18 protein-coding genes are annotated in these 24,712 nt (G+C 50.7%); 3 read left to right on the forward strand and 15 right to left on the reverse strand.

Going from position 1 to position 24,712, the window contains the following annotated elements:
* Positions 1–33 precede the first annotated feature (33 nt).
* Together SK3146_RS14405 and SK3146_RS14410 are read right to left on the reverse strand one after the other, a co-directional pair.
* A complete protein-coding gene (locus tag SK3146_RS14405; RefSeq protein ID WP_249865678.1) occupies positions 34–2,379 on the reverse strand; it encodes a helix-turn-helix domain-containing protein in 2,346 nt (781 codons plus the stop codon).
* Positions 2,380–2,396: 17 nt separating this feature from the next.
* Positions 2,397–4,019, reverse strand: coding sequence for an extracellular solute-binding protein (locus SK3146_RS14410; protein WP_249865679.1), 1,623 nt, complete (start codon positions 4,017–4,019; stop codon positions 2,397–2,399).
* A 170-nt stretch (positions 4,020–4,189) separates the two neighbouring features.
* Here SK3146_RS14410 and SK3146_RS14415 point away from each other — a divergent pair, with 170 nt between their 5' ends.
* A complete protein-coding gene (locus SK3146_RS14415; RefSeq protein WP_249865680.1) occupies positions 4,190–7,324 on the forward strand; it encodes a hybrid sensor histidine kinase/response regulator in 3,135 nt (1,044 codons plus the stop codon).
* A gap of 79 nt (positions 7,325–7,403) precedes the next feature.
* Here the strand turns inward: SK3146_RS14415 and SK3146_RS14420 are convergent, their stop codons facing one another.
* Complete coding sequence (locus SK3146_RS14420) at positions 7,404–8,192, reverse strand: imm11 family protein (protein WP_249865681.1); 789 nt, start codon at positions 8,190–8,192, stop codon at positions 7,404–7,406.
* Between the two features lie 153 nt (positions 8,193–8,345).
* On the opposite strand from SK3146_RS14420, the gene SK3146_RS14425 reads away from it, so the two are divergent.
* The gene (locus SK3146_RS14425; RefSeq protein ID WP_249862892.1) at positions 8,346–9,821 is read left to right on the forward strand and encodes an IS5 family transposase; all 1,476 of its coding nucleotides are present in this window, start codon (positions 8,346–8,348) and stop codon (positions 9,819–9,821) included.
* A 57-nt stretch (positions 9,822–9,878) separates the two neighbouring features.
* On the opposite strand, the gene SK3146_RS14430 is transcribed toward SK3146_RS14425, so the two are convergent.
* The 7 genes from SK3146_RS14430 to SK3146_RS14460 all read right to left on the reverse strand — a co-directional run bounded on the left by SK3146_RS14430 (position 9,879) and on the right by SK3146_RS14460 (position 17,777).
* Positions 9,879–10,667, reverse strand: a complete 789-nt coding sequence (locus tag SK3146_RS14430) for an imm11 family protein (RefSeq protein ID WP_249865682.1) — start codon at positions 10,665–10,667, stop codon at positions 9,879–9,881.
* Between the two features lie 62 nt (positions 10,668–10,729).
* Positions 10,730–11,515: an imm11 family protein gene (locus SK3146_RS14435; RefSeq protein WP_249865683.1), complete on the reverse strand. Its 786-nt coding sequence runs from the start codon at positions 11,513–11,515 to the stop codon at positions 10,730–10,732.
* 288 nt (positions 11,516–11,803) lie between these two features.
* Positions 11,804–13,477, reverse strand: coding sequence for a glycoside hydrolase family 13 protein (locus SK3146_RS14440; RefSeq protein WP_249866299.1), 1,674 nt, complete (start codon positions 13,475–13,477; stop codon positions 11,804–11,806).
* 47 nt (positions 13,478–13,524) lie between these two features.
* A complete protein-coding gene (locus SK3146_RS14445) occupies positions 13,525–14,346 on the reverse strand; it encodes a carbohydrate ABC transporter permease (RefSeq protein ID WP_249865684.1) in 822 nt (273 codons plus the stop codon).
* Positions 14,346–15,212: a carbohydrate ABC transporter permease gene (locus tag SK3146_RS14450; RefSeq protein ID WP_249865685.1), complete on the reverse strand. Its 867-nt coding sequence runs from the start codon at positions 15,210–15,212 to the stop codon at positions 14,346–14,348. Before SK3146_RS14450 ends, SK3146_RS14445 begins: the two co-directional genes overlap by 1 nt.
* A 70-nt stretch (positions 15,213–15,282) precedes the next feature.
* Positions 15,283–16,548: an ABC transporter substrate-binding protein gene (locus SK3146_RS14455; RefSeq protein ID WP_249865686.1), complete on the reverse strand. Its 1,266-nt coding sequence runs from the start codon at positions 16,546–16,548 to the stop codon at positions 15,283–15,285.
* Between the two features lie 218 nt (positions 16,549–16,766).
* Complete coding sequence (locus SK3146_RS14460) at positions 16,767–17,777, reverse strand: LacI family DNA-binding transcriptional regulator (protein WP_249865687.1); 1,011 nt, start codon at positions 17,775–17,777, stop codon at positions 16,767–16,769.
* A gap of 511 nt (positions 17,778–18,288) precedes the next feature.
* Here SK3146_RS14460 and SK3146_RS14465 point away from each other — a divergent pair.
* Positions 18,289–19,218: a phage baseplate protein gene (locus SK3146_RS14465; protein ID WP_434006901.1), complete on the forward strand. Its 930-nt coding sequence runs from the start codon at positions 18,289–18,291 to the stop codon at positions 19,216–19,218.
* Positions 19,219–19,297: 79 nt separating this feature from the next.
* On the opposite strand, the gene SK3146_RS14470 is transcribed toward SK3146_RS14465, so the two are convergent.
* From SK3146_RS14470 to SK3146_RS14490, 5 genes are all read right to left on the reverse strand, one after another.
* Positions 19,298–20,446, reverse strand: a complete 1,149-nt coding sequence (locus tag SK3146_RS14470) for an N-acetylglucosamine-6-phosphate deacetylase (protein ID WP_249865689.1) — start codon at positions 20,444–20,446, stop codon at positions 19,298–19,300.
* Between the two features lie 42 nt (positions 20,447–20,488).
* Positions 20,489–21,511, reverse strand: coding sequence for a Gfo/Idh/MocA family protein (locus tag SK3146_RS14475; RefSeq protein WP_249865690.1), 1,023 nt, complete (start codon positions 21,509–21,511; stop codon positions 20,489–20,491).
* Positions 21,512–21,655: 144 nt separating this feature from the next.
* Positions 21,656–22,690 carry a LacI family DNA-binding transcriptional regulator gene (locus SK3146_RS14480; protein WP_249865691.1) on the reverse strand — a complete coding sequence of 345 codons (1,035 nt, stop codon included), beginning with the start codon at positions 22,688–22,690 and terminating at the stop codon, positions 21,656–21,658.
* Positions 22,691–22,797: 107 nt separating this feature from the next.
* Positions 22,798–23,796: a Gfo/Idh/MocA family protein gene (locus tag SK3146_RS14485; protein ID WP_249865692.1), complete on the reverse strand. Its 999-nt coding sequence runs from the start codon at positions 23,794–23,796 to the stop codon at positions 22,798–22,800.
* 89 nt (positions 23,797–23,885) lie between these two features.
* Positions 23,886–24,632: a glucosamine-6-phosphate deaminase gene (locus SK3146_RS14490; RefSeq protein ID WP_249865693.1), complete on the reverse strand. Its 747-nt coding sequence runs from the start codon at positions 24,630–24,632 to the stop codon at positions 23,886–23,888.
* Positions 24,633–24,712 lie beyond the last annotated feature (80 nt).

Genomic DNA, 24,712 nt, shown 5'->3' on the forward strand with positions numbered 1-24,712 from the left:
ACTGTTATGAACAAGCTTGATTCGGATGCGCCCTCATTTCCGGTGCAGGGAACGATAATCGTTAGGCGCGATTCCTTCCATTTTTTTGAATACCCGCAGAAACGTCGTCCGGCTCGGAATGCCGATCTGCTCGGCGATATCGCTTACCCGCATATCCGTCTCGGTCAGCAGCTTCTTCGCTTTATCCATGCGAACCTGGTTAATGTAATCGGTCAGATTGACGCCCGTCTTTTCTTTGAACACGCGGGATACGTATTTGAGCGAGACGCCCATTTCTCCGGCGATTTGTTCCAGGCCGAGATCCTGCCGGTAATTGTCCTCGATATACTTTTCGATCAAGGAGACGAGGCTGCCGGATTTGCCGTCGCCGCCCGTTCGCGTCGCATCGATGATCTGCACGTAATAGGCGTAAATCGCCTCCTGCATGTCCCTATACTCGGAGAACGATACGCTGCGCTCGCCCTCCAGCAGGCGGCTTAACTTCTCGTCCGCGGCGATGGAATGGACATCCATTCCCCGCTCCACAAGAAACCGCGCGCCGGTCGTGTACATTTCCTGAAACAACAGCCCCAAATATTCGTACGAGATGCTGCCCTGCACATTCGCCGTCACAATCTGGTCGATAATATCGCGAAGGGCGTCCTTATGGCCCAGCTTCAAATGATTCCATATTTTTTGCTCGTCGAACAGCGAGTACATGAACCGGTTTTCAATCTGGAGCTGTTCGGAATCGACGATCTGGAACCGGTCTTTGCCGCTGCGCTTGCCGATCGCCGTCATCGCTTCGTTATACGAGGCTCCGATCTCGTTAATACCGGAATAGAACGTACCGATGCCGACGGTCATGTCGTAGTACATATGAATGTCGTATTGAAACAGGCTCATCAGCTTTTGGAACGTGGGATGCAAAGCCGCCGCCTGTTCCCGATTCTCGACGTTGATGATCGCCACGAACAAATTTTGCCGGTACTCGATGACGTACGACGGCGCAATTTCCCCGAGCAGCGTCCAAATGATTTTCTTAATCCCGTTCATCACCAGCATCCGGTCCGTATCCTGAATGTCCTGGTAGAACGGCTCCTTAAAGTCGAAGGACACTCCGCAGCAGACATACCCGGCTCTGTCGAGGCCGAATTCCGCCTGCAGCGTCTCCTGCAATATTTCCTCTTGATTCAAGGTATGTCCCTTCAGCAAAAATAAAAAGGATGACTCGACATATTCGCTCGTATGCTGATCGTATTTCCTTTTATACTGCCGATGATAATCGGTTAACGAACGAAGGCTCTGTTGGATTTGTTCAAAATCGTTAACCTGCTGCGCCGGCGCGTGGCCTTCATGGCTCCATAAATCGCTTTTGTCCAGGATAATATTGCGAATATTGCGTATCGGATTATAAATTCGCGAGCTGAACACAAAGGAGAATACGATGCCCATCAAGACTAACACCAGGCATAAGAGCAAGGTCATCAGAAGAATGCTTGAAGTATGGCGGTGAAATTCGCTGATCGGCGTAAACGAGTAATAGTCCCAGCCGTACAGCGCCGATTTGGCGTGAGACACCTCATAACGCTCCCCCGCGATGTCCATTTCTCCCTTTAACGCCTGATCGCCCTGACGGTCCGCAGCGGCTTCCGCGAATAGCGGGTCCGCCATATAGCCGTTCGGATCGAACAGCGCCTTGCCGCTGCCGTCCGTAATCACATAGCGGGTCGATTCGAAGACGGCGTTGCCTTTGAGCGCTTTCTCAATCGCGTCTACCGCCACGTTGATGACCATCACGGCATTATAGCTTTGCAGCCGGTCGCGGATGACGACGGGCACGACCTGCTTGTCGTAAATTCCTTCGCGCTTGACGGAGGCTGCGGGCAGCAGCTCGATGTACTTGTCCGAATTTAGCTTCTGCGCCCAGTAATCGGCGTCGTATTGATCGTATTTGTACATCGTGCCAAAAAAAGAATCGAATCGGTTCACGCCCGCGCTGACATAAACGTTCGATGTATCGATGTACACAAACATCCGGTCGGTGAAGTCGCTGACAATGTTTTCATTGCGCTGAATAATTTTTGGCAGACGCCATATTTCCGTCCTCACTTCCAAGCTTTGCTGCTCCTCGGGCATTAACAGCATCCGCACGGTGTAATCGCTGAAAAAATTAAAGCTGATTTCTTGCAGCGAGCCCATTTTGGCGTCGATCGTCTGAGCGGCGTTTTGCAGATTCGTTTTGATCCGGTCGTTAAAATCTTTCTTCATTATATAGAGCGAGTACATATACGTGGACAGCCCGATAATGACGATCGGAATCAACAGTGTGAGAAAATAAAATAATATTTTGAAATACAGCCGGTTCTCTCTATTGCGGAAGAAGCTGTTCCAGCGCAACTCCCGTCCCCCTCCCTTCATCGGACCGATTCTTTATCAGAATTCAAACGGGCCGCCGCCCGGTTGTATATATCCTCCAATTCGGACGCTCCCAGCTCGCGGGCTTGCCGTATCACTTGATCGTACCCTTCTATAGGCTTAAGCCCCATAATAAATTTGTCGAATTGCTCGTCCAGCATATCGTTGAGCGTCGAATGGATGTCCTTGGCTCTGGCAGCTTCCCGCTTGGTCAGCGGCGGCTCCATCACAGAGGGACGGTAGGCCGGATCGGAGGCGATCAGACTCCAATACTCTTCGTTGAGCTTATCCCAGGTGCCCGTCATCTTTTCGATCTGAAACTGGGACAACGTGTTGGAATAATAAGGCGTGAAGCTGAGCTGGCAGCAGCCCAGTTCCGAATAGAGCGCATAATACGGCGTCGGCTGGGCGTGGATGAACGTCTCGACGAAATCTTTCTTGTAAACGGGCCGGCCGTTGCCATCCAAAGTATAGTGCACGCCTTCGATCCCGAAATTCATCAGCCGGAACGCTTCCTCCGAATACATCCAGTCCAGCAGCTTTACGACCGACTCAGGGTCCTGCACCTTGGAGCTGACGGCAAACATTTTGCCGGAAAACGTATTCATATAAAACTGCGCTCTTGCTTTCCCTTCGGCATATTCGGGAATCGGCATCACTTGAAAAAATGCTTCGGGATGGGCCGTACGCAAAGCTCTGGTAAAATTCAGGCCGAAGCCGCTGTTATCGAGGAAAAAGAACGATTCGCCGCCGGTCAGCTTCTCCGTCCACTGCTGCTGGGTCAAAACCGCATAATCCGGGTCCAGCACACCCGATGTATACGCTTTATTCAGAAAAGTCAGCACGTTCTTAAACTGCGGCGACGCCGGACCGTACACATACCGGCCGCCGTCCTTATCTTTATCGAAATAGATTCCGTTGCCGACGTTATAACCGCTTCCCAGCATGTATGAGGAAGCCGCCAATAGCTGCGACGTTCCTTTGCGGACGGACCACGGCGCCGACTCGGGATACAGCTCCTTCAATCGCTTCAGCACATCAAGCAGCTCGTCGAACGAACGCGGAACCGGCAGATGATGCTTCTGCAGCAGATCCATCCGGATGACCGGTCCGAAGCCGTTCTTCGCCTCGTCGCGCACGATGGCCGGGAAACCGTACAGCTCGCCGTCGACGGTCAAGCGGATCAGATCGGGATTCTCGTCCCACAGCTTCTTGAGGTTGGGCATTAGCCCCCGGTTCATATAATCCATTAACGGCAAAAACGCGCCCGCCGAGGAAAATTCGTTCACGTCCTGCTTATCGATCTGCATAATATCAGGCGCGTTCTGCGTAGCCAGCAGCGTCTTCTTCTTATCGTTATAATTGCTGGTCGGCACCGCCGTGTACATCAGCCGGAACCCCGTCCGCTTGGCGATTTCCTGCTGAATCGGCGTGTTCGCCCTTATTTTCTGATTATCCGTCTCGGAAAACATTACTTTGATTGTGCGTTCATGGACCGGAAAGCCGTCGGCTCCCAAACGGTGCGGCAGCTCCGTATCGCCGATCAACAGCCGATAGAAGCATCCGAATAAGACGGCGACAGCGAGGATAGCAACTGCGGTGGCGCCCCATGTTTTGGTCATGCAAACGATTCTCCTTGCAAACTTATTAACAAGCAAGATTCAAGCTAAGTATACCATTAACCGCCGATGACTTGAATAAACTTATGAATTTTGTCGAAATACGTATTTTTTTGACACAGCTGTCCGTCCCTTGAAAAGGAATCCCGCCGTACACGTCGAATGTTTTCGGTATGATGCGAATAATAAACAGTACCGCTCTCAAATATGCGACATTGATGATTATATTTTTTAGCGTTCTTGTCGGTCTGCGTTTGGCTTGGTCGGGGGCTTTTTATACGGCCAATCATCCCAGTCCCGTCGACGGCGTGCTCGACCTGCGCGGTTTGGACTTGGAACGGTCACCCTCGTTCGCGTTGGACGGCGAATGGCAGTTTTATCCGGGGGCGTTCGTCACCCGGCAGGACGAGCCGGTGGAATCATCCCCGCTGCGCCGCATCCAAGTGCCCGGAGACTGGGGCCATGTGCTTCATCCGGAATCCGGCTCCTCGTACGGATACGGAACGTACCGGATGCGCATATTGATCGATCCGCTCAAGCAGCCGGTCGCTTTGTGGCTGCAGGGCATTCAAGCTTCGTCGGAGGTGGAAATCAACGGAGTTTTAACGGCCTACATCGGCAAGCTTGCCGCCAATGCCGCCGAATATACGCCCAAGAACGTCTCTTATACCGCCTCCTATATGGCGGAAGGCGCGACAGAGATCGAGGTGCTTATACGGGCGGCCAATTTCGACGAGCCTTATCGCGGAGGACTTACGCGCACGATCCGCTTCGGCTCTCAAGCCTCGATCGATTTCGTACGCTGGTATTCGATCGGCTTTCAAATGATTGCGCTCATTATTTTGCTGCTGCACGGTTTATATTCCTACACCCTTTACTTGTTCTATCCCCGTGAACGGGCGCTGCTTATCACGAGTCTGCTGACGCTATCGGTCGGCATTGCCGTTGTGGCCGGTCACGATAATTTGCTGACGCTATGGCTGCATCTCAGTTACGCATGGAGTCTGAAAATCAGATTCATCTCGCTTCTATGGCAAAATCTGTTTATTCTTCTCGTATTCCGAAGATTCGCTTCGGCCCCGTCGCGCAACGTATGGCTGCGGGCGTATACCGCGGCGCTCGTCGCTCTGACGGCGTTCCTGGCGGCCGCGCCGGCTTCCTGGGCGAACGGATTTTACGATTATTATGCGTTCGCCGCCTTTTATATGTTCCCGTTCGTCTGGTTTCTGTATATCGTCGGGACGATGATCTTCAAGAAGCAAACCGACAAAGATGTCGTCTTCCTGCTGCTGAGCGCCGCGGGAATTATTTCGAATCTGCTGTGGAGCCTGGCCGAAGCGGCTAAAGACGTTACCACCGTCTACTATCCGATCGATATTATCGTAGCTATCATCGGTTTCTCTACCTATTGGTTCAAAAAATATTTCCGCAACGCCGTAGAAATCGCCAAACTGAACCGGCAGCTGATGGAGGCCGATAAGCTGAAAGACCAGTTTCTCGCCAATACTTCCCATGAGCTGCGAACGCCGCTGCACGGCATTATGAATATCGCTCAAACCGTCGTCACCAAAGAGAAAGAGACCCTTAACGAGAAAAGCCTTAAAGAGATGGAGCTGCTCATTACGATCAGCAGGCGCATGTCGAATATGCTCGGCGATCTGCTGGACGTCGCCCGCCTGAAGGAGCGCCGCATCGTGCTGAAGCAAGAACCGCTGCACATTCAAGCGGTCGTTCCCGGCGTGATCGGCATGCTCAAATATATGATCGAGGGCAAGCCTATTAAGTTGAGCGCGGACGTCGCGGAATCGTTGCCTCGGGTTATGGCGGACGAGAAGCGGCTCGTGCAAATTTTGTACAATCTGCTGCATAATGCCCTCAAGTACACCGAGGAGGGAACCGTTCGCGTCTCTGCCGAAACGAGCGGCGGATTTGCCGTCATCCGCGTCTCCGATACCGGCGTCGGCATGGACGAGGAAACGCAGGCAAAGGTGTTCCTGCCTTATGAGCAAGGCTCTCACGGCATCAGCGACGGACGGGGGATCGGTCTCGGCTTAAGCATATGCAAGCAGCTGGTCAATCTGCACGGAGGCGAGCTGACCGTCCGCTCCGAGCCCGGCAAAGGCTCCGTGTTCAGCTTCAATCTGCCGCTCGCCGAGGCGTCGAAATTGCCGCTGCCGCAGGATGATGCTCATCGTCCCTCCGGCTCGGACGTGATGGAAATCGAGCTCGCCGACTTCGCGGGGGCGGACGCGGCAATCGCCGAGACGGCCGCCTCCGCCGCGATCCCGCCGCTGCTGCACGAAGGGAAGATGCACATTCTTGCCGTCGATGACGATCCGGTGAATCTGAATGTGCTCGCCGGCATTTTGTCGACGGAGCCGTACGCGATTACGACGGCTCATTCGGCCCGGGAAGCGCTGGAGCTGCTCGGCGCGCAGCCGTGGGATCTGCTCATTGCCGATGTGATGATGCCGCAGATGTCCGGCTACGAGCTGACCCAAAGAGTACGCGAACAGTACTCCGTATCGGAGCTTCCGGTGCTGCTCTTGACCGCTCGCAGCCAGCCTACCGACATCTACACCGGATTCTCGTCGGGAGCGAACGATTACGTAACCAAGCCTGTGGACGCGATGGAACTCAAATACCGCATCCGGGCGTTGATTTCATTGAAGCAGTCCATCAACGAACGGCTGCGCATCGAAGCCGCATATCTACAGGCGCAAATCCATCCGCATTTTCTGTTCAACGCGCTGAACTCGATTATGGCGCTGAGCGAGATCGACACGGAGAAGATGCGGAATTTGGGGGACGCGTTTACATCGTTTTTGCGGATCAGCTTCGACTTTCTAAATACAGGGGAGCTGGTCGAGCTATCGCATGAATTGGAGCTGACCCAAGCCTATTTGTTTATCGAAAAGGAGCGATTCGGGGACAGACTGTCCGTCATATGGGAAGTCGAGCAAGGCATCAGCTTGTTTCTGCCTCCGCTGTCCATTCAGCCGCTGGTGGAAAATGCCGTCAAGCACGGCCTTCTCAGCCGCAGCAAAGGCGGCACGGTGCACATTCGGGTCGTTCGTCAACCCGGTTCTACGCTCGTAGAAGTGAAGGATAACGGCAAAGGCATGGACCGGGAAATAGTGGAGCAGCTGCTGCAGCCGACCATGAAAGGCAAGGGAGGAATCGGGGTCGCCAACACGAATCGACGGCTCATGCAACTGTACGGCTATGGCTTATCTGTGATCAGCAAGCCCGGCGAAGGAACCGTCGTATCGTTCGTCATTCCGGACGGTCCAAGACATCTGACCTAGAGGATTGGAGAAGCAAAAAGAAGTCCCTCGCCTTCATTTGAAGGCAGGGGCTTCTTGCTATGGCTGCTGAAGCCGACGTTCACTTCTCGGGATAGTTAGCTTTGTCCACAATGTACCACTGCAAATCGAGTAAAACCGGGGGGATAAAGATCGGCTCAAACCATGTATAACTCCCATTTAGTTCCCTTGTCCTGATGTGGAGTTCTCCGTTTTCTCGTTGCATCAGCCATTTATCGCTTGCCAGGGTTTTCCCCTGCATAACTAGTTGCACGGCCTCTTTAAAGGGATAGGATTGACCATGATATTGAATTTGTTCAATGACCGGTTCTTTCTCCGATGATCTAGCAGAATCCCATACCTCTCTAAATTTAAATCCAGTAAGCTTGGCTTCAAGTACTTTATCCCGAAATTGATCTGTTACAAAAACTCGTGTCATACTATGTTGAGGGGTTTTAAAAATGGATTCATCAGCAATAAGGCTTTCGATAAAAACATACTTATTAATTTCTTTTACACTATCACTTCCTGTATACGTGGAAAAATCCGCCTTAGAGAAATCAATGCAATCAATCATATTAGTAACATTAATAGCAAAATATTTGTCGTGTTTATGCTGATACGGAAGCACTTCAGCTTTCCCTTCTAATAAATGATTAAGAACCGAGACTGCTTTTTCACTAAAAATAGGGTTACACGACAGTTCGTTCATGTCGTATTTTGGGGCATTCTGTGAAACTTCTTCGATCCAAACCGGTTCCCAATCGCTACTCATTGGTAATCCTCTAAATTTATCAAGAAAAGCCTCTATTACTTCTTCATTTTCAAATACTAGATTCGATTTTTCCGCTAATAAAATATAAACTTTCATATACACCTCTACTTTGAATATAAGTAAATTAGGGCTTGCTGAACGACCAAAAAATCCAGTAACGACAAGGGTTTGATGCGCATTTCGTCGAATTCATATGCAAGGAAATCGTTTCAAAACGATGAAAAACCGTGCACATGGAGGATGACGATCATGTACCAACCGTACGCCCATGAGGAAAACCAGTTGTTGCTGCCGAGCGAGTTTTTCTTGCCATTCGGTGGCCGTCTAAATCCGGATAATCGCTGGATCAAGCTCGCACAGATGATCCCGTGGGCGCAGGTGGAGCACAAGTATGCAATGTCATTCAAGAAATCGTTCCGCGGCCAAAAGGCGATTTCGGTTCGGATGGCGCTGGGTGCCTTGATCATCCAGGAAAGACTGCAACAGTCCGATCGAGAGACGGTCGAGACGATCATCGAGAACCCGTATCTCCAATACTTCCTCGGCTTGGCGGGCTATCAGGATCGGCCGCCGTTTCATCATTCACTGATGACTCATTTCCGTAAGCGCCTCGGCGAAAAAGTGATCGCGGAAGTGAACGAATGGATCGCTGTAGAAGCTGCGAAGGCAGAACAGCAAGATGATGACGACGACATGAAGCCCTCGGCTTCCGGCGGTCGAGGCGGAAAGTGCAAACGCTCGAAGGCGGACCCTAACCAAGGAACGCTGCTGCTTGATGCGACCTGTGCGCCCGCCGACATCGCGTACCCGACGGATATCACGCTACTGAACGAGGCCCGCGACAAGCTGGAGACAATCATCGACGTGTTACATGCCCCGCATGTGGGACAACGTCCGAAACCGCGCACGTATCGGGAAAAAGCGCGCCGCTCGTATCTCGCACTCGCCAAGCAGCGCCGAATCGGCTATCGGGCGCTGCGCCGTGGAATCGGTAAGCAACTCGCCTTCATCAAACGCGACCTTCGCATCATTGAAGAATTAGCGAAGATCACGTCGCTCACAGCGCTGAGCAGACGGCAATACAAGCAGCTGCTTGTCATTCAGGAGTTGTATCGACAGCAACGACTGATGTATACGAAGCGAGTCCATCATGTGGAAGATCGCATCGTCAGCATTCATCAACCGCATATTCGTCCGATCGTTCGCGGGAAAGCAAAAGCGAAAGTCGAATTCGGGGCGAAGGTGTCCGTCAGCATGGTGCAGGGGTTCGCCTTCTTGGAACGCCGCCAATGGGACAACTTCAATGAAGGCGTCACCTTGATCGAATCGGTAGAGACGTACAAAGCTCGGTTCGGCGTGTACCCGAAAGAAGTGATGGCCGATCAGATCTACCGAAACCGGGAGAACCGCGCGTACTGTAAGGAGCGCGGCGTACGGCTCAGCGGACCTCCGCTCGGCCGACCTTCGAAGCAGGCGGACACGGCGGAGATGAAACGAATCGCCAAGCTGGATGCAGGCGAGCGCAATGCGATCGAAGGCAAGTTTGGCGAAGGAAAACGAAAATATGGGTTGAATCGAATCCGGGCGCGACTCGAGCAAACGAGCGGGGCCGTCATCGCCCTGCAGTTCCTCGTGATGAACCTAGAGCGCCGCTTGCGGCTTCTTTTCGTCTTCATGTTCAACATTATGCTGAATCGTATCGGCTACATTAGATTTGCTCTGTAAAGTTTCGTTCAGCAAGCCCTAAATTATGAATTTCATATTTATTATACATAACCCTTTTCACTTCTCGGGATAGTTAACCTTGTCCACAATGTACCACTGCAAATCGAGCAAAACCGGGGGGATAAAGATCGGCTCAAACCATGTAAAACTCCCATTTAGTTCCCTTGTCCTGATGTGGAGTTCTCCGTTTTCTCTTTGCATCAGCCATTTATCGCTTGCCAGGGTTTTCCCCTGCATAACTAGTTCCACGGCCTCTTTAAAGGGATAGGATTGACCATGATATTGAATTTGTTCAATGACCGGTTCTTTCTCCGATGATCTAGCAGAATCCCATACCTCTCTAAATTTAAATCCAGTAAGCTTGGCTTCAAGTACTTTATCCCGAAATTGATCTGTTACAAAAACTCGTGTCATACTATGTTGAGGGGTTTTAAAAATGGATTCATCAGCAATAAGGCTTTCGATAAAAACATACTTATTAATTTCTTTTACACTATCACTTCCTGTATACGTGGAAAAATCCGCCTTAGAGAAATCAATGCAATCAATCATATTAGTAACATTAATAGCAAAATATTTGTCGTGTTTATGCTGATACGGAAGCACTTCAGCTTTCCCTTCTAATAAATGATTAAGAACCGAGACTGCTTTTTCGCTAAAAATAGGGTTACACGATAGTTCGTTCATGTCGTATTTTGGGGCATTCTGTGAAACTTCTTCGATCCAAACCGGTTCCCAATCGCTACTCATTGGTAATCCTCTAAATTTATCAAGAAAAGCCTCTATTACTTCTTCATTTTCAAATACTAGATTCGATTTTTCCGCTAATAAAATATAAACTTTCATATACACCTCTACTTTGAATATAAGTAAATTATGAATTTCATATTTATTATACATAACCCTTTTCACTTCTCAGGATAGTTAACCTTGTCCACAATGTACCACTGCAAATCGAGCAAAACCGGGGGGATAAAAATAGGCTGAACCCATGTAAAACTCCCATTTCGCTCCGTCCTTCTGATGTAGAGTTCTCCGTTTACTAGCTGCATCAGCCATTTATCGCTTGCCAAGGTTTTCCCCTGCATAACTAGTTGCACGGCCTCTTTAAAGGGATAGGATTCCCCTTGATATTGAATTTCTTCTATAACTGTTTCTTTTTCTGAGGATTTAGAAGAATCCCATACTTCTATAAATTCAAATCCGGTAAGCTTGGCTTCAAGTACTCTATCTCGAAATTGATCTGTTACAAAAACTTCAGTAGCTATAAACTCTGGTATTTTAAATATAGTCTCGTCCATTATCATATTTTCATAAAAAGCATATTTTGTTATTGACTTAACGAATCCATCTGTATATTTCTGACAATCAGCTTTGGAGAAGTCAACACAATTTAACACATTAACAACATTGATTGCGAAATATTTCTCTGTTTTATGAGTATATGGCAGAATTTCAACCTTCCCGACCATCAAGTCATTAAGAGCGGATACAGCATTTTCTGTAAAAATGGGGTTACATGAGAGCTTACTAATATCATATTTCTTTATGTTAGGCTTGATATCTTCTAGGAGTATATCCTCCCACGATTCTTTCATCGGTTTACCATTAAATCCGTTATACAATAATCTAATCTTACTATCATCAACAATGGATAAAAATGAATCTTTGTCCTCCAGAATATATACCTTCATACAGCACCTCTTTTATAATGATTTTTTCTACGACCGATCAATTAACTCACTAGCTTTCCCTTTTTCCACCAATAAGCTTTTTATGACTCGGTTTAGTACCCTTATTATACAGAAAAAAAGCACAATCCTCCTCCAATTCGAGAAGAATTATGCTTTCTTTACATAACAAGGACTTTCCAGTGGCCTCTTGCAATACAGGAATTATCTTCAAAATACGGCTTAACTCTTTTTCATCAATGTGATACTTTGCAGTGCTGCCGAAGCTCGCAAGCAGAACGGAGAACGGCATTAGTTGAGTTTGAACACCTGGGCTTCATAAGGGCGCAGCGGAAGAGCCTGCAAATTCCATCCTTCCTGAAGCTCGTAATTCCCTATGAGCCGCTCGGCCGACCCGCTCGGCACCGAATCCGGAAGCTCGAAGGTGACCGGCGTCTCACGGAAGTTCAGCACGACGAGCAGGCGCTCGTCTCCCAGCGTGCGCGTATAGGCGTAAATCTGCTCGTCCTGCTCCAGCAGCAGCTCGTATTTGCCGTATACGATCACATCATGCCGCTTGCGCAGCTCAATCAAACGGCGGTAATAATGAAACACGGAATCCGGATCGTTCATCGCCTCTTCGGCGTTGATCCGCGTGTAGTTCGGATTGACGGTAAGCCACGGCGTTCCGGTCGTAAAGCCGCCGTGCGGGGCCGCGCTCCACTGCATCGGCGTGCGGGCGTTATCGCGCCCTTTGCCGTAGATGGAAGCCATGATGCTCTCCACGCTATGCCCGGCTTCCCGATATTCGTTGAACATGTTCAGCGTCTCAATGTCCCGATATTGATCGATGGAATCGAATCGGACATTCGTCATCCCAAGCTCTTCGCCTTGGTAAATGTACGGCGTCCCCTGCAAGGTATGCAGCAGCGTAGCCAGCATTTTGGCCGATTCCTTGCGGTACGGCCCGTCGTTGCCGAAGCGCGACACCATGCGCGGCTGGTCGTGATTGTTCAGGTACAGGCTGTTCCAGCCCCGGCCGTACAGCTCGTTTTGCCATTTGCTCATAATGCGCTTAAACTCGGGCAGCGTCCACGGCTGAATGTTCCACTTGCCGCCTGGGCCGGAGTCGATATCCATCAGCTCGAACTGGAACACCATGTTCAGCTCGCCGCGATCCTCGCCCACGTACTTAACGGCTTCATCCGGCGTCACGCCGATCGTTTCGCCCACGGTCATAATATCGTATTTGGACAGAACCTCCCGGTTCATCTCCTGCAGAAACTCGTGAATGCGCGGGCCGTTCATAAAATATTCTCCGCCGAACTGATAGTCGCCCTCTCCCGCTGCGTCAGGCAAGCCCTCTACTTTGCTGATCAGGTTGATAACGTCCATCCGGAACCCGTCGATGCCTTTATCGAGCCACCAGGTCATCATATCGTACACCTCGCGGCGTACGGTTTCATTTTCCCAGTTCAAATCCGGCTGTTTCTTGGAAAATAAATGCAAAAAGTACTGTCCCGTCCGCTCGTCCAGCTCCCAAGCCGGTCCGCTGAAAAAGGACGACCAATTGTTCGGCTCCCGACCGTCTTTCCCGTCTCTCCATATATAATAATCCCGATAAGGATTGTCCTTGGACTTGCGGGACTCGGCGAACCATACATGCTCGTCGGAGCTGTGATTGACCACAAGGTCCATAATCAGCTTCATGCCGCGGCTGTGCAAGCCGGCGAGCAGCTGCTCCCAATCGTCCAGCGTGCCGAATTCGTCCATAATGCTTTGATAATTGCTGATGTCGTAGCCGTTATCGTCATTGGGGGATTCATACACCGGAGAGAGCCAGATGACGTCCACTCCGAGTTGTTTTAAATAATCCAGCCTCGAGATAATGCCGGGAATGTCTCCGACGCCGTCCCCGTTGCTGTCCTGAAAGCTGCGGGGATAGATCTGATAGACGACGCTTTCTTTCCACCAGGTTCGATTCATGTTGTTCATGCTTCAAGCTCCTATCCGCTTAATGTTGTTCTGCCCTTTTATTTCACAGCGCCCTGCGTAATGCCGTTAATAATCCATTTTTGCGCAATCAGGTAGACGATGACCATCGGAGCGAGCGCCAGCAAGTACGAGGCGAACGCCAGGTTAAAGTCGGTGCTGAATTGCCCTTGGAACACGTACTGCACCAGCGGAAGCGTGTAGGACTCCGGCTTGCCGAGGATAATCAGCGGCAGCATAAAATCGTTCCACGTCGACAAGCAGCTCAAAATGACGATCGTGGCGTTAATCGGCGCGAGCAGCGGGAAAATAATGCGCCAGAAGGTGCCGTAAGTCGAAGCGCCGTCTACCGTAGCGGCCTCCTCCAGCTCTATCGGTATCGTTCTGATATAGCCGACGTAGACAAAAATGTTGAACGCGAGTCCGTACACGATGTACAGCACGATCAATCCCGGCATGTTGTTCATATGCAGCGCCGTCGTCAGCTTGACGATCGGAAGCATAATAATCTGGAACGGAATGAACATCGCGCTGATGAAATAAAAATATAAGCCTTTAAAAAAGGGTTTGTTCATATTCCGCGCGATCGCATAGGATACGAGCGAATTGGTCAAAAGAATAAAAGCGACGGAACATACCGTAATGACCAAGCTGTTCCTGAACGCCGAGAAAAAGTCGGTCGCTTCGATGGCATTCGCGAAATTCTCGAAATGCAGTCCCGTCGGCAGCGAAAAGACCGATTCGGCCATCTCTTCCGGGTTTTTGAGAGCGATGGCGACAGCCATATATAAAGGGAACAAAATGAGCAGCGATCCCAGTGCGATCAATATTGTGACGACCCAGTTCGTGGATTGTTTGGTCATTAGGCACCCATCTCCCGTTTCTGCAAAAATTTAAGCTGTATGACGGAGATGACCACAATAACGATAAAATAAATCACGGCGTTCGCCGATTGGTAAGCAAATTCTCCGCCTTGGAAGCCGCCTTGATATATCAGGAACGCGATGGACTGAGTAGCGCGTCCGGGTCCGCCTCCCGTCAAAGCGACGATCTGGTCGAAAACCATCAAAGAGCTTTTCATAGCCAGCACCATATTGATCGTGAAAAAGGAGGAAATCATCGGAAACGTAATTTTCCAAAACGTCTGCCATTTGCCGGCTCCGTCCAAGTCGGACGCCTCGTAAATATCTTGAGGAATCGTCTGCAGTCCTGACAAATACAGAATCGTGTTAAAAGCGATCCCCTGCCATACCGCCACGATCACGATTCCGATCCATGCCCACTGCTCGTTGCCGAGAATGTTCGTTGACAGAAATTCGCTTCCCAGCTTCTCTCCCCACACAGGGATTACGTTGGAAAAAATATAATTGAAAATATAACCGACAATCAGAACGCCGAGCACGTTGGGAAGAAAATAAACGCCCCGAAAAAAGTTGCGGAATCTGATCCGCGAATTAAGCCCCAATGCGATGAGCAAACTGATCACATTGATAAGTATAGTAACGACGATAGCGTATTTGAATGTGAACGCATACGAATGGATCACATTGTCGTCTTGAAATAGGCCAATGAAGTTTTTGAAGCCGACGAAGTCGTAGCTTTCGCTGTATCCGTCCCAATTCGTAAAGGCGTAATAAACGCCCTGCAAGGCCGGAAACGTATGGAAGGCGAAAAACAACAGCAACGCCGGCACAGCCATACTGTAAAACGCCGCTTTTCTCGAAACCATGGTGATCCTCCTTTAATCCATAGGGAGAGGGCGCCTCGCGGCGCCCTGCATCTGCAAATTGCAGCGGCGCTTACTTGCGGCTGGCCACTTTGTCCCACTCGGTATCAAATTGCTTCACGTAAGCATCTACATCTTTTTTCTGCAAATAGCTTTGAATAATCGTATCGGCCTTCACAGCGCCCGGAATGTAGTGGTCGGAGAAATCTTCAATGGCGCCGCTCGCAAACGAGGCGTTCAAATCCTGCACGCTGTCATCGGTTTGATTCACATTTTTTACAGCGGAGAACGCTTTTTGCTCATCGATATAAGTTTGCACATTTTCCGGCTTCAGCATAAATTCGATGAATTTCTTGGCTTCTTCGGGATGCTTGCTGTTTTTGGAAATCGTCAGCAGCGTATCGACGCCGGAAATGACTTTATTTTTGGCCGGATCGTTCGTAGCCGGTAACGTGAATACGCCCAGATCGATGTTCGGATTCGCTTTCTTAATTTCCGGAATCGCCCATACGCCCTGCAAATACATGGCGGATTCGCCTTTGGCGAATGCGGTGTTGCCGTCGTTATAGCCTTTACCCATCATATCTTTCTGTCCGAAATCCAGCAGCTTGAGCTGCTTGTCGGCCACTTCGCGGAATTCCGCGCTGTCGAACTTGACGGCGCCTTGAGCGCGTTTCTCATAAAAATCGATGCCCAGGATGTCCGTCGACAAGGAGTTAAACGGCACCATCACGGTCCAGGAATCTTTAATTGTCAAATAAAACGGCGTTTTGCCGGCATCCTTAACCTTTTGCGCGGTTGCGATCAATTCATCCCATGTTTTCGGAATGGTGAGACCCAGTTCTTTAAACATCGTCTTGTTGTAAATGACGCCGCTCGCGTTGGCCGTAAACGGAATACCGTACAGCTGGTCGGTGCCCGTCAGCTTTTTCAGCATGTTAACATAGGAAGGCTGAATGTTCGAGACGAGAGCGTCGTTCGAAAAATCGGCGAACAAGCCGCTTTTGGACAGCTGCGCGAACGTATCCGTAGCTCCGAGACCGATAATATCGGGCACGTCCTTTTTGGCTACGCGCGTCTTGAGCACCGTTTCCGCATCCGGCGGATTGACCTGCGTAACGGTAATGTTCGGATTCGCATCGTTAAACTTTTTGATCAATTCATCGAAGGATGCCTTCGCTTCCGTCTTGTTCTGGAAAAACTCCAGCTTCACTTTTTCCCCTTTACCCGCGTCGGCCTGACTGGAAGAAGCTTCGTTGTTGGTCTTTGCGCCTCCGCAGCCTGCAATGACCGAAAGGGCAAGTACGCTGGAAACAATAGTCGTCGCTGTTTTTTTCATTTGAGGAGACCTCCATTTTTTATAAATAAAATCGCAATATTCGAGATTAGTAAACGTTTAATCAAAGAAAATAATGGAATAAGCCGCTATATCTTGCTCCGCATCACCGCCTTTATGAAGTAAACTGGGGGATTTCTCATAGATCAACTGCTATATTACGTTAAAAATGACCATCATGAGTTAAACGTTTACTATATTTGGAGAAAAAGAAGCCCTTTTCAAGGCTTGGATTTTACGGTTTGCCGTTCTACCAAATGATGACTGACAATGCTGCTCGCCACTTGCGTCGAACCTTCTTCGATGAGTGCGATTAATTTCTCCGACGCCATTCTGCCCATCATGGTCAAAGGCTGATGGATGGTCGTGAGCGGCGGATAGACCATTCTGGCGAATTTCAAATCGTCGTAGCCTATGATCGAGAGATCGTCCGGAATGCGCAGCCCCTGCTCGAAAGCGGCACGCATCGCGCCAATGGCCATCTCGTCGCTTGCCGCGAACAAAGCCGTAAAAGAAGGCGCTTCCGCAAGCAGCCGCCGCATCGCCAGCCGGCTCGCCTCCAGCTCGAATTCGCCGATCGCCACCAGCGATTCGTCGTACTCGATTCCATTGTCGGCCAATGCCTGACGGTACCCTTCAAAGCGCGGGTAGCCGGCTATCTGATCCTTCAGCGAACCGCTGAGCATCGCGATCTCCCGGTGCCCCTTCTGAATGAGATAGTCCGTTGCGTGATAAGCCGCTTGCCGGTCGTCGACCTTAACATAAGGAATCGTATATTTCTGAGACATGGTGTTGACAAGAATGACGGGAACCCGCATTTCCTTAATGACTTGAAAATATTCGTCCTTAAGCACTTCGCTCGTGAACACGATGCCGTCGACCTGCTTCTCCCGAAGCACCTGCAAGTACTTCATCGTCCGCTTGCCTTCTTCCGCGGTGTTGCATACAATGACGCTGAACCCCTTCTCTTGGGCGATTTCCTCGATACCGCGAAGAATATCCGATGAGAAGCTGCTCGATACGTCGGGAAACAGGACGCCGATCGTCTGGGTTCTCTTGTTCACAAGCCCTCTGGCAATCGCATTGGGCTGATACCCGAGCTCTTCGACCGCCTGCATCACCTTCTGCCTGGTCTTGTCGGAATAGCCCGCGAGGTTATGAAGCACTCGGGAAACCGTGGCGACGGAAACGTCCGCAGCCTTGGCCACATCTTTTATTGTCGGAGGATTCATAACGTAAATTACCTTCTTTACTAACGTCGTTTCAGTTGCGTAAACGTTTAAGTAATCTTAGCATAGACTTCCGCTCCGATTTTGTCAAATCCCTTTACAAAATTTTATCTTGACGGTTTCGTGGAATTCGTGGAAAATATACCCTGTAAGCGATTACTCAGTTGTGTAACGGGTAGAGTCCATGAGAAAACCCGGATGTTACATTCTCTCCTTGCGGGAATGATAACGTCCGGTTTTTTATTTTTAGCGGGTCCGTTACCGGCAGAAAGGAGGCCGCAGCGACAGCGTAAACCATTTTCCCTATGTTCTTTGTTGCCCCATGAAGCGAAAGCTAGAAACGAATTCCGTCTGCTTAACGGATTAACGGAACCTTCGCATGCCGCATAACCGACGTTAAGCGTTCGGGGCAGTCAAGCGATCATGAACTTATCCATTTGGAGGAGGTATTCTAATGTTCCCAAGTACAACGTCGAGATTGATGAAACGGCCGTTCAAACTGCTTTTATCCGTCATGCTCGCCATGCTTATGTCCGGTGTCGCCGTCCTGCCCGCCTTTGCGGCAACCCCCGCGAAAACCGTAAACGCTTCGGCCACGCTCGCCTATAATCTGAAGGGACTTAAGCATAATCTGGCCGTGCAAAAAGCTTATATCGCTTCAACGTATCTCTACGTCACCCAGCGTTCCGGGGGAACGGTCTATCTGTCCCGGCTGCTGATGAGCGGAAACAACGCTACGTATGTGGATGAAATGACCATCACCAATGCCGGCCACGGGCAAACGCTGGATATGTATACGTACAATGGCATAAACTATTTGTACTTCAGCTCCAAAGCCGACCCGGCCACATCGTATTACTGGTCGCTCCAGGTAGCAAGACTGGAATATAAAGCGGGCGCAACCTACGATTACACTGATCTTCATCGGTTCACCTATATGAATTACGCCGATAAAACCGGCGCGAGATTGGGCGACACGTACCGCGTCGATGCCGGCGGCAACAGCAATTACACGGTGTTCCGCGTGCAAACGGCAGACGGCGGCGTCACCTGGTCCATCTATGACACCGTAGCGTTAAACCAGCTTCTCGACAGCAACGAGCAGGTGCGCATGGACAGCGCGGCCGCAGTCAGCGCCTGCATCACCAGCTTCACGCAATCGGGCAGCGCTATTGTCCGGCCGAACGGATCGTTCCAGGGGGTCGATATGCTCGATAAAACGGAAATCTATACGTCCGGCGGCGCGGAAGGCGATACTCCGCAGATTGCCATGATGTCCAATACCGGAGCCTATAAAACCCTTGTCAACATTACGAACGTCGGAACCCACGAAATCGAGGGCGTGCAGACGAAAAACGGCAACGTGTACTTCAATATCGTGACCGACCCGACGAACAAGAAAGATACGCAGCAAATTTATTACGTTCCGGATAGCCTATTTTAAGGAAGAGCAAAGTTTGGAATTGCAAGAAACCAGCAAACTCAAGGGTTTGCTGGTTTCTTGGTGATTGTATAATTGACGACTATCGTTTATAAACCGTCTTGCCGTTTAGCACCGTTTCTCGAATATCCAGCTTTCCGCCGGAATCCGGATCATCGAACAATGTCAGGTTAGCGGTCATTCCTTCGGCAATCCTGCCCAGCCTGTCAAAGCCCATAACGGTCGCGGGGCGGATGGTTGACGCTTCGATTGCCTCTCCGAGGCTAATACCTGTTAGCTGAACCGCTGCCGCAATTCCCCAATCAAGAGCTTGTGCCGAACCGGCTAAAATATCGGGATTTGCCGCCGTAGTCAGCCTGCCGCTGGGATGCAGTTCTACTTCCGAGCCTATGCTGCTCTTGTAGCATCCTGCAGGCATGCCGCCGAATTTCACGCAGTCGCTGACGAAGATCGCTTTATCGCGTTTAGCCCGAATCATTGCCTTCAATACGTTAGGAGCAAGATGATGACCGTCCGGTATGAAGGTTGCCCACAATCCGTCGTTGGCAAGTTGATCCCAAATATAGTTCGGATGACGCGGCAGCATTGGATGAGAACCGTTCCCCAAATGAGTGGAGAGAACCGCGCCCGCTTGAACAGCCGCTTCAATCTGTTCCGTCGTCGCCTTCGTATGCCCCAAGCTGACAACAATGCCCGACTCGGCCAATTTGCTAATAAATGGAATCGCGCCGTCCCGTTCGGGTGCGATTGTAACGAGACGAATCCGGTTGCCCGATGCCGCCTGCCATTCAGCGAATTCCGCCCAATCCGGATTGCGGATATGCTTCTTGTCATGGGCTCCGCGCGGACCGTCTTCTTCGGACAAATAAGGGCCTTCGAGATGTATGCAGGGTACGCAGGCTCCGGCCATCTCCGATGATTCGCATGCTTCCGCTATGGCGGTTAATGCCTGACGGATGCGCTCGAAGCTGCCGGTTATTACGGTTGGCAGGTAGGTCGTCACTCCCCTTGCAAGCATAGCGTTAGTTACACCGATAACATCCTCGGCCGTTGTCACTTCCCCATTGAAATCAAACCCGGCGAAGCCGTTCACTTGCAAATCTATCCAGCCGGGGGATATCCACGGAGCATTCTCCTGTTCGCCGATCTCGGTCACAGACCGAATAACGCTCTTGTCCGCTGTAATTTCAACATACTTTCCCGTCCCCGCGAGTCTTCCTCTCCATTTCAACGTGTATGCACCTTCCCCTAACATAAATCCTTGCATCGTAATTTATTTAAACTGAGCTGGAGTAGAAAAATCGATAGTTTTCACCCGTTCGTCCGCATCAAGCGTTGCCCGCATGGCGGCTAAAATATCATCGGCACGCAGAATAGCTTCTTTGCCGTATACCCGATTTAAAAAGTCCTCGGTAATCTTCAAGGGGGGCATATCCGCCTCCACTCGGGTCGGCGGTTCCCCGTCTGTCACGTACATATAGATCGGTTGTTCGGAAACTAAAGGATCTCCTGCCAAACGAAGCTCGGCGCACCCTTCCGTACCTACAACGAAAATTCGGCAATCGCCCCATGTCCAGCTCTTAAGCGGGGTATGCCAATCTGCATAAAGCTGCGCAAATATCCCGCCCTCTAACAGTACCTGCAAACCAACGGCGTCGTAAAAAGCCGGATATTCCGGCAGCATGTTTTTGCTCATATAGCCTTCCGATCCGATGATCTCTCTTCCCGTCAGCCAGCGCAGGAGATCAAAGTCGTGAATGAGGAGATCAATCAAGATGCCGCCTGACTGCTCCTTTGAAAAAAACCACCGTGGCCTTTTATCCGCCATGAGGCGGTGCGGCTTGCGCATCCCGATGCTGACTATCCTTCCTAACGTCCCGCGATCGATTTGTTTTTTCAACGAATAGATCGGCGGGTTGAAGCGTTCCGTCAGCAGCATTCCGATCTGAATAATTCCTCTTCTGCTCACCGCTTCCAGACGGCGGTAACCGTCTCTGCTTATGACAACGGGCTTGTCGAGCATGATATGTTTGCCCGTTCGTTCGCATATTTCCACGATGTCTATTTTTTCACTGTTAATCGCAGCGCAGCCGACGATATCGATTTCAGCGGCAAGCATGTCGTCCATGCTGTTCGCGAGCGGAATGCCGAACTTATCGGCAATCGATCGTGCGATGCTGTCCTGATCCGGTTCATAAATACCGGCGCATTCGTGACCAAGCTCCAGCATTTCTTGAATAAACGTAGCGATATGAGCATGCTGGCATCCGATAACAGAAAACAGATGTTTGTTCACAGTTTATCTCTCCTCGGTTCGTTAGTGCATACCGCGACAACGGCGATCAGATTCGATTTCAATCCATTACGAGAAGTGAAAAAACAAACCCGCTTTGCAAGCGGGCCATTGGGGGTTCAGCATATCAGATAAGCTTGTTGCGGCTTATTTTTTGACTGCCACGGTGCTGCGCTCGATCAGCTTGGGCTGCAGCACAATGTCAATCTCCGCTTGCCCCCCTCCCATCAGCTCCATCAGCATGTTGTACGCCAGCTTCCCCATCTCGTAGCTCGGCTGATGAATGGTCGTCAAAGGCGGTGCAATCATTTGGCTGAAATCAATATTGTCGAAACCGACGACGGACATTTGCTCGGGTATTTTCACGCCATGGGCAGTCAGTTCATTGATAACCCCTAAAGCTGTCATGTCGTTGCAAGCGAATACGGCCGTTGGCAGCTCGTCAAGATCAAACAGCCGCCGCGTAAGCAGCTTCCCGTTTTCGAATTCGCCTCTCGTCTCATCTCCTTCGGCGGGCTCCGACACGTTCACCAGCCGTTCCTCTACGGCAATGCCCGCATCCTGCAGCGCGTCGCGGTATCCGTCAAAAATGCTTTGTCTGCTCGGACGGTCCAAAGGCGCGGTAATAAAAGCGATACGGCGATGGCCTTTGTCCAGCAAATATTGGGTCGCCATATATCCGCCTTTGCGGTAATCAAACTTGATTTGGAAAACGTCCTGCAAATCGATCGGCTGATCGATAGCGATAACCTTAAGTCCCAGCTTTATAAGCCTGGTCAATAATGCGCGGTTGAACGAAATCGACGAAAGGACGACGCCCTTCACCTGATTCTCAAACAATTTTTCCAGATACTCGTCTTCCTGCTTCGGATTTTGCAAGGAATTGCACAAGAAAACATGATAATTGTTTCTGCGCGCCATTTCTTCGATACCTAGGACGACCGAAGAATAAAACGGGTTGCTGATCGTCGGAACGATGACCCCGATCGTCATGTTCTTATGTGTTTTCAGCTGCTTTCCGACCATGTTCGGAATATAATCATGCTCTTCGGCAAGCCGCTCAATTTTTTTTCGCATATCACTGCTTACCGGATAGCTGCTTTTGCTTAATACTCTGGATACAGTAGCTGGAGAAACGCCGGCGATCCGGGCGATATCGTGAATGGTTACGCGCTTTTTCATGGAAGATCACACGATCCTTTAATTATAGTAATCGATTGCTTTTCAATGGCTTTACTATAACAAAAAAACCGGATCGTTGAAAGCAGCTCAGCCTCGGCGCATGTTCACTACTCTCCCTCAAAGGCCATGGCAACCTCCGATTTCAGCTCATGCGAGCGGTATATGCCCTCCAGAACTGCAATGACATCTCTGGAATATATCATCGAGCATTCCGGTTCGCGCTCCTCTTCGATGCTTGCAAGCAGCTCACGGAACTGAAGGACGAAGGGGGCCGCTGCGCGAGGCACCGGGATTTGTTCGTACGCACCATTGCGGCTGATCCACACACCTTGGCCAGGAATGACCTTCACCATCGCTTTCGTGAAAACAAGCTCAAGCTCGTTCCTCGGCACGCCGTCGTACCCCGATTGCACAATGGTGGAAGGCATGCCCCGCTCATTCTCAAGGAAGATCACCCCGCTGCCCTCTACGTCCCCTGCCGTTCCGTAATGGCTGAGCGAGGCACGGACCTTGACGATTTTCGCATTTCCGAGCCACATGATCCGATCGACGGAATGGGAGCCCAAATTAAACAGGATGCCGCCTCCCGAACGCTGCTTATCGAGAAACCACGCCGGCCGTTCCGTTGTGTAGTAGGCGGTGTGGCGCGTGTCATTCATCATGACGAGAGGTCCCCATCGCTGCGCTTCGTCTTCAATGAGCTTTTTCGCCAGCAAGTTTTCCGCAAGAAAATGCTGTGTATGGCCGACCATCAGTCGAACGCTGCTGCGCCGTACGGCATCGATGATATCGTTGCATTGCTGCGCATTCAGCGCCATCGGCTTCTCCAGAAGCACGTGGCAGCCCGCCTCCGCGCAAAAGACCGCCGCTTCCTTATGCAAATGATGCGGCAGCGTAATGACGACGATATCCGGCTTCTCCCTCAGCACCATTTCGCGGTAATCCGTATACGCGGTAATGCCGGACGCCTTGGACAGCAGCTCCGCCCGATCGATCCGGATATCCGCTACCGCGACAGGCTTCAATCGCTCCCGCAGCTCGCTCAGCGCCTTCAAATGGCCTTCGGCATTATGCCCGGCTCCTACAACCGCTACCCTATATGTCATTTGGTTCACCGCTTTCTTCTCTGTCGCGTTCCCGTGGTTACAGATTTTATACTTGAGAACTTTCTATCGACGCTTCGGCCGCTTGTTCATCACGCTTCTAACAGTCCGGCATCCACCGCCGAAGCGGATTCACGGTCGAGATAAAGCGTCCACTGCGGATGAGTTTTTAAAATCGTGGAAGGAATGTGATTCGTCAGCTCATTTTCCAGCGTAAGCTTGATCGCGTTCGCTTTCACCCGATACGGTACGCACGATAGGATGACGGCGCTTTTCAAAATTTGCCGGATGCTCATCGTAATGGCCTGCTTCGGAACGTCTTCGTTCGAAGGGAACCATCCTTCGCCCACCTGCTGCTGCTTGCAGGACTCGGCAAGATTGACGACCAGATACGGCTCCTCGGTATCGAAATCGGCCGGCGGATCGTTGAATGCCACGTGCGCGTTTTCCCCGATGCCGATCAAGGCGAGGTCGATCGGCGCTTCGGTCAATCGCGCGTTCAATTCTTCAATATTGCGGCGGATATCGCCCTCGCCGTTCACCAATGCATACCGCTCGACAGCGACGTGGGCCAAGAACCGCTCCTTCAAATATTTGCGGAAGCTGGCCGGATGCGTCTCCGGCAAATCGACGTATTCATCCAAATGAAACATCTCCACCTTGCTCCAATCCAAATCCGCTTCAACAAAATGCTTAAAAAAATCGAGCTGCGACGCTCCCGTGGAAAGCGTAAGCCGGGCTCTGCCGCGCTCCTTGATCGCAGCGCGCAGCACTTCCGCCGCATGGATAGCCGCAGTTTTTCCCAATTCATCCGAGGTGTTAAGCACTTTTACTTCCATCTTGTAATAGCCTCCCTTAGTTTTCCCGTGGTAAATCCCGGAGGACAACCGGTTCGATTTCATAGATATCGATTTCTTTT

The sequence above is a fragment of the Paenibacillus konkukensis genome (assembly GCF_023523925.1).
In the GTDB taxonomy this organism is placed as follows: Bacteria; Bacillota; Bacilli; order Paenibacillales; family NBRC-103111; genus Paenibacillus_S; species Paenibacillus_S doosanensis.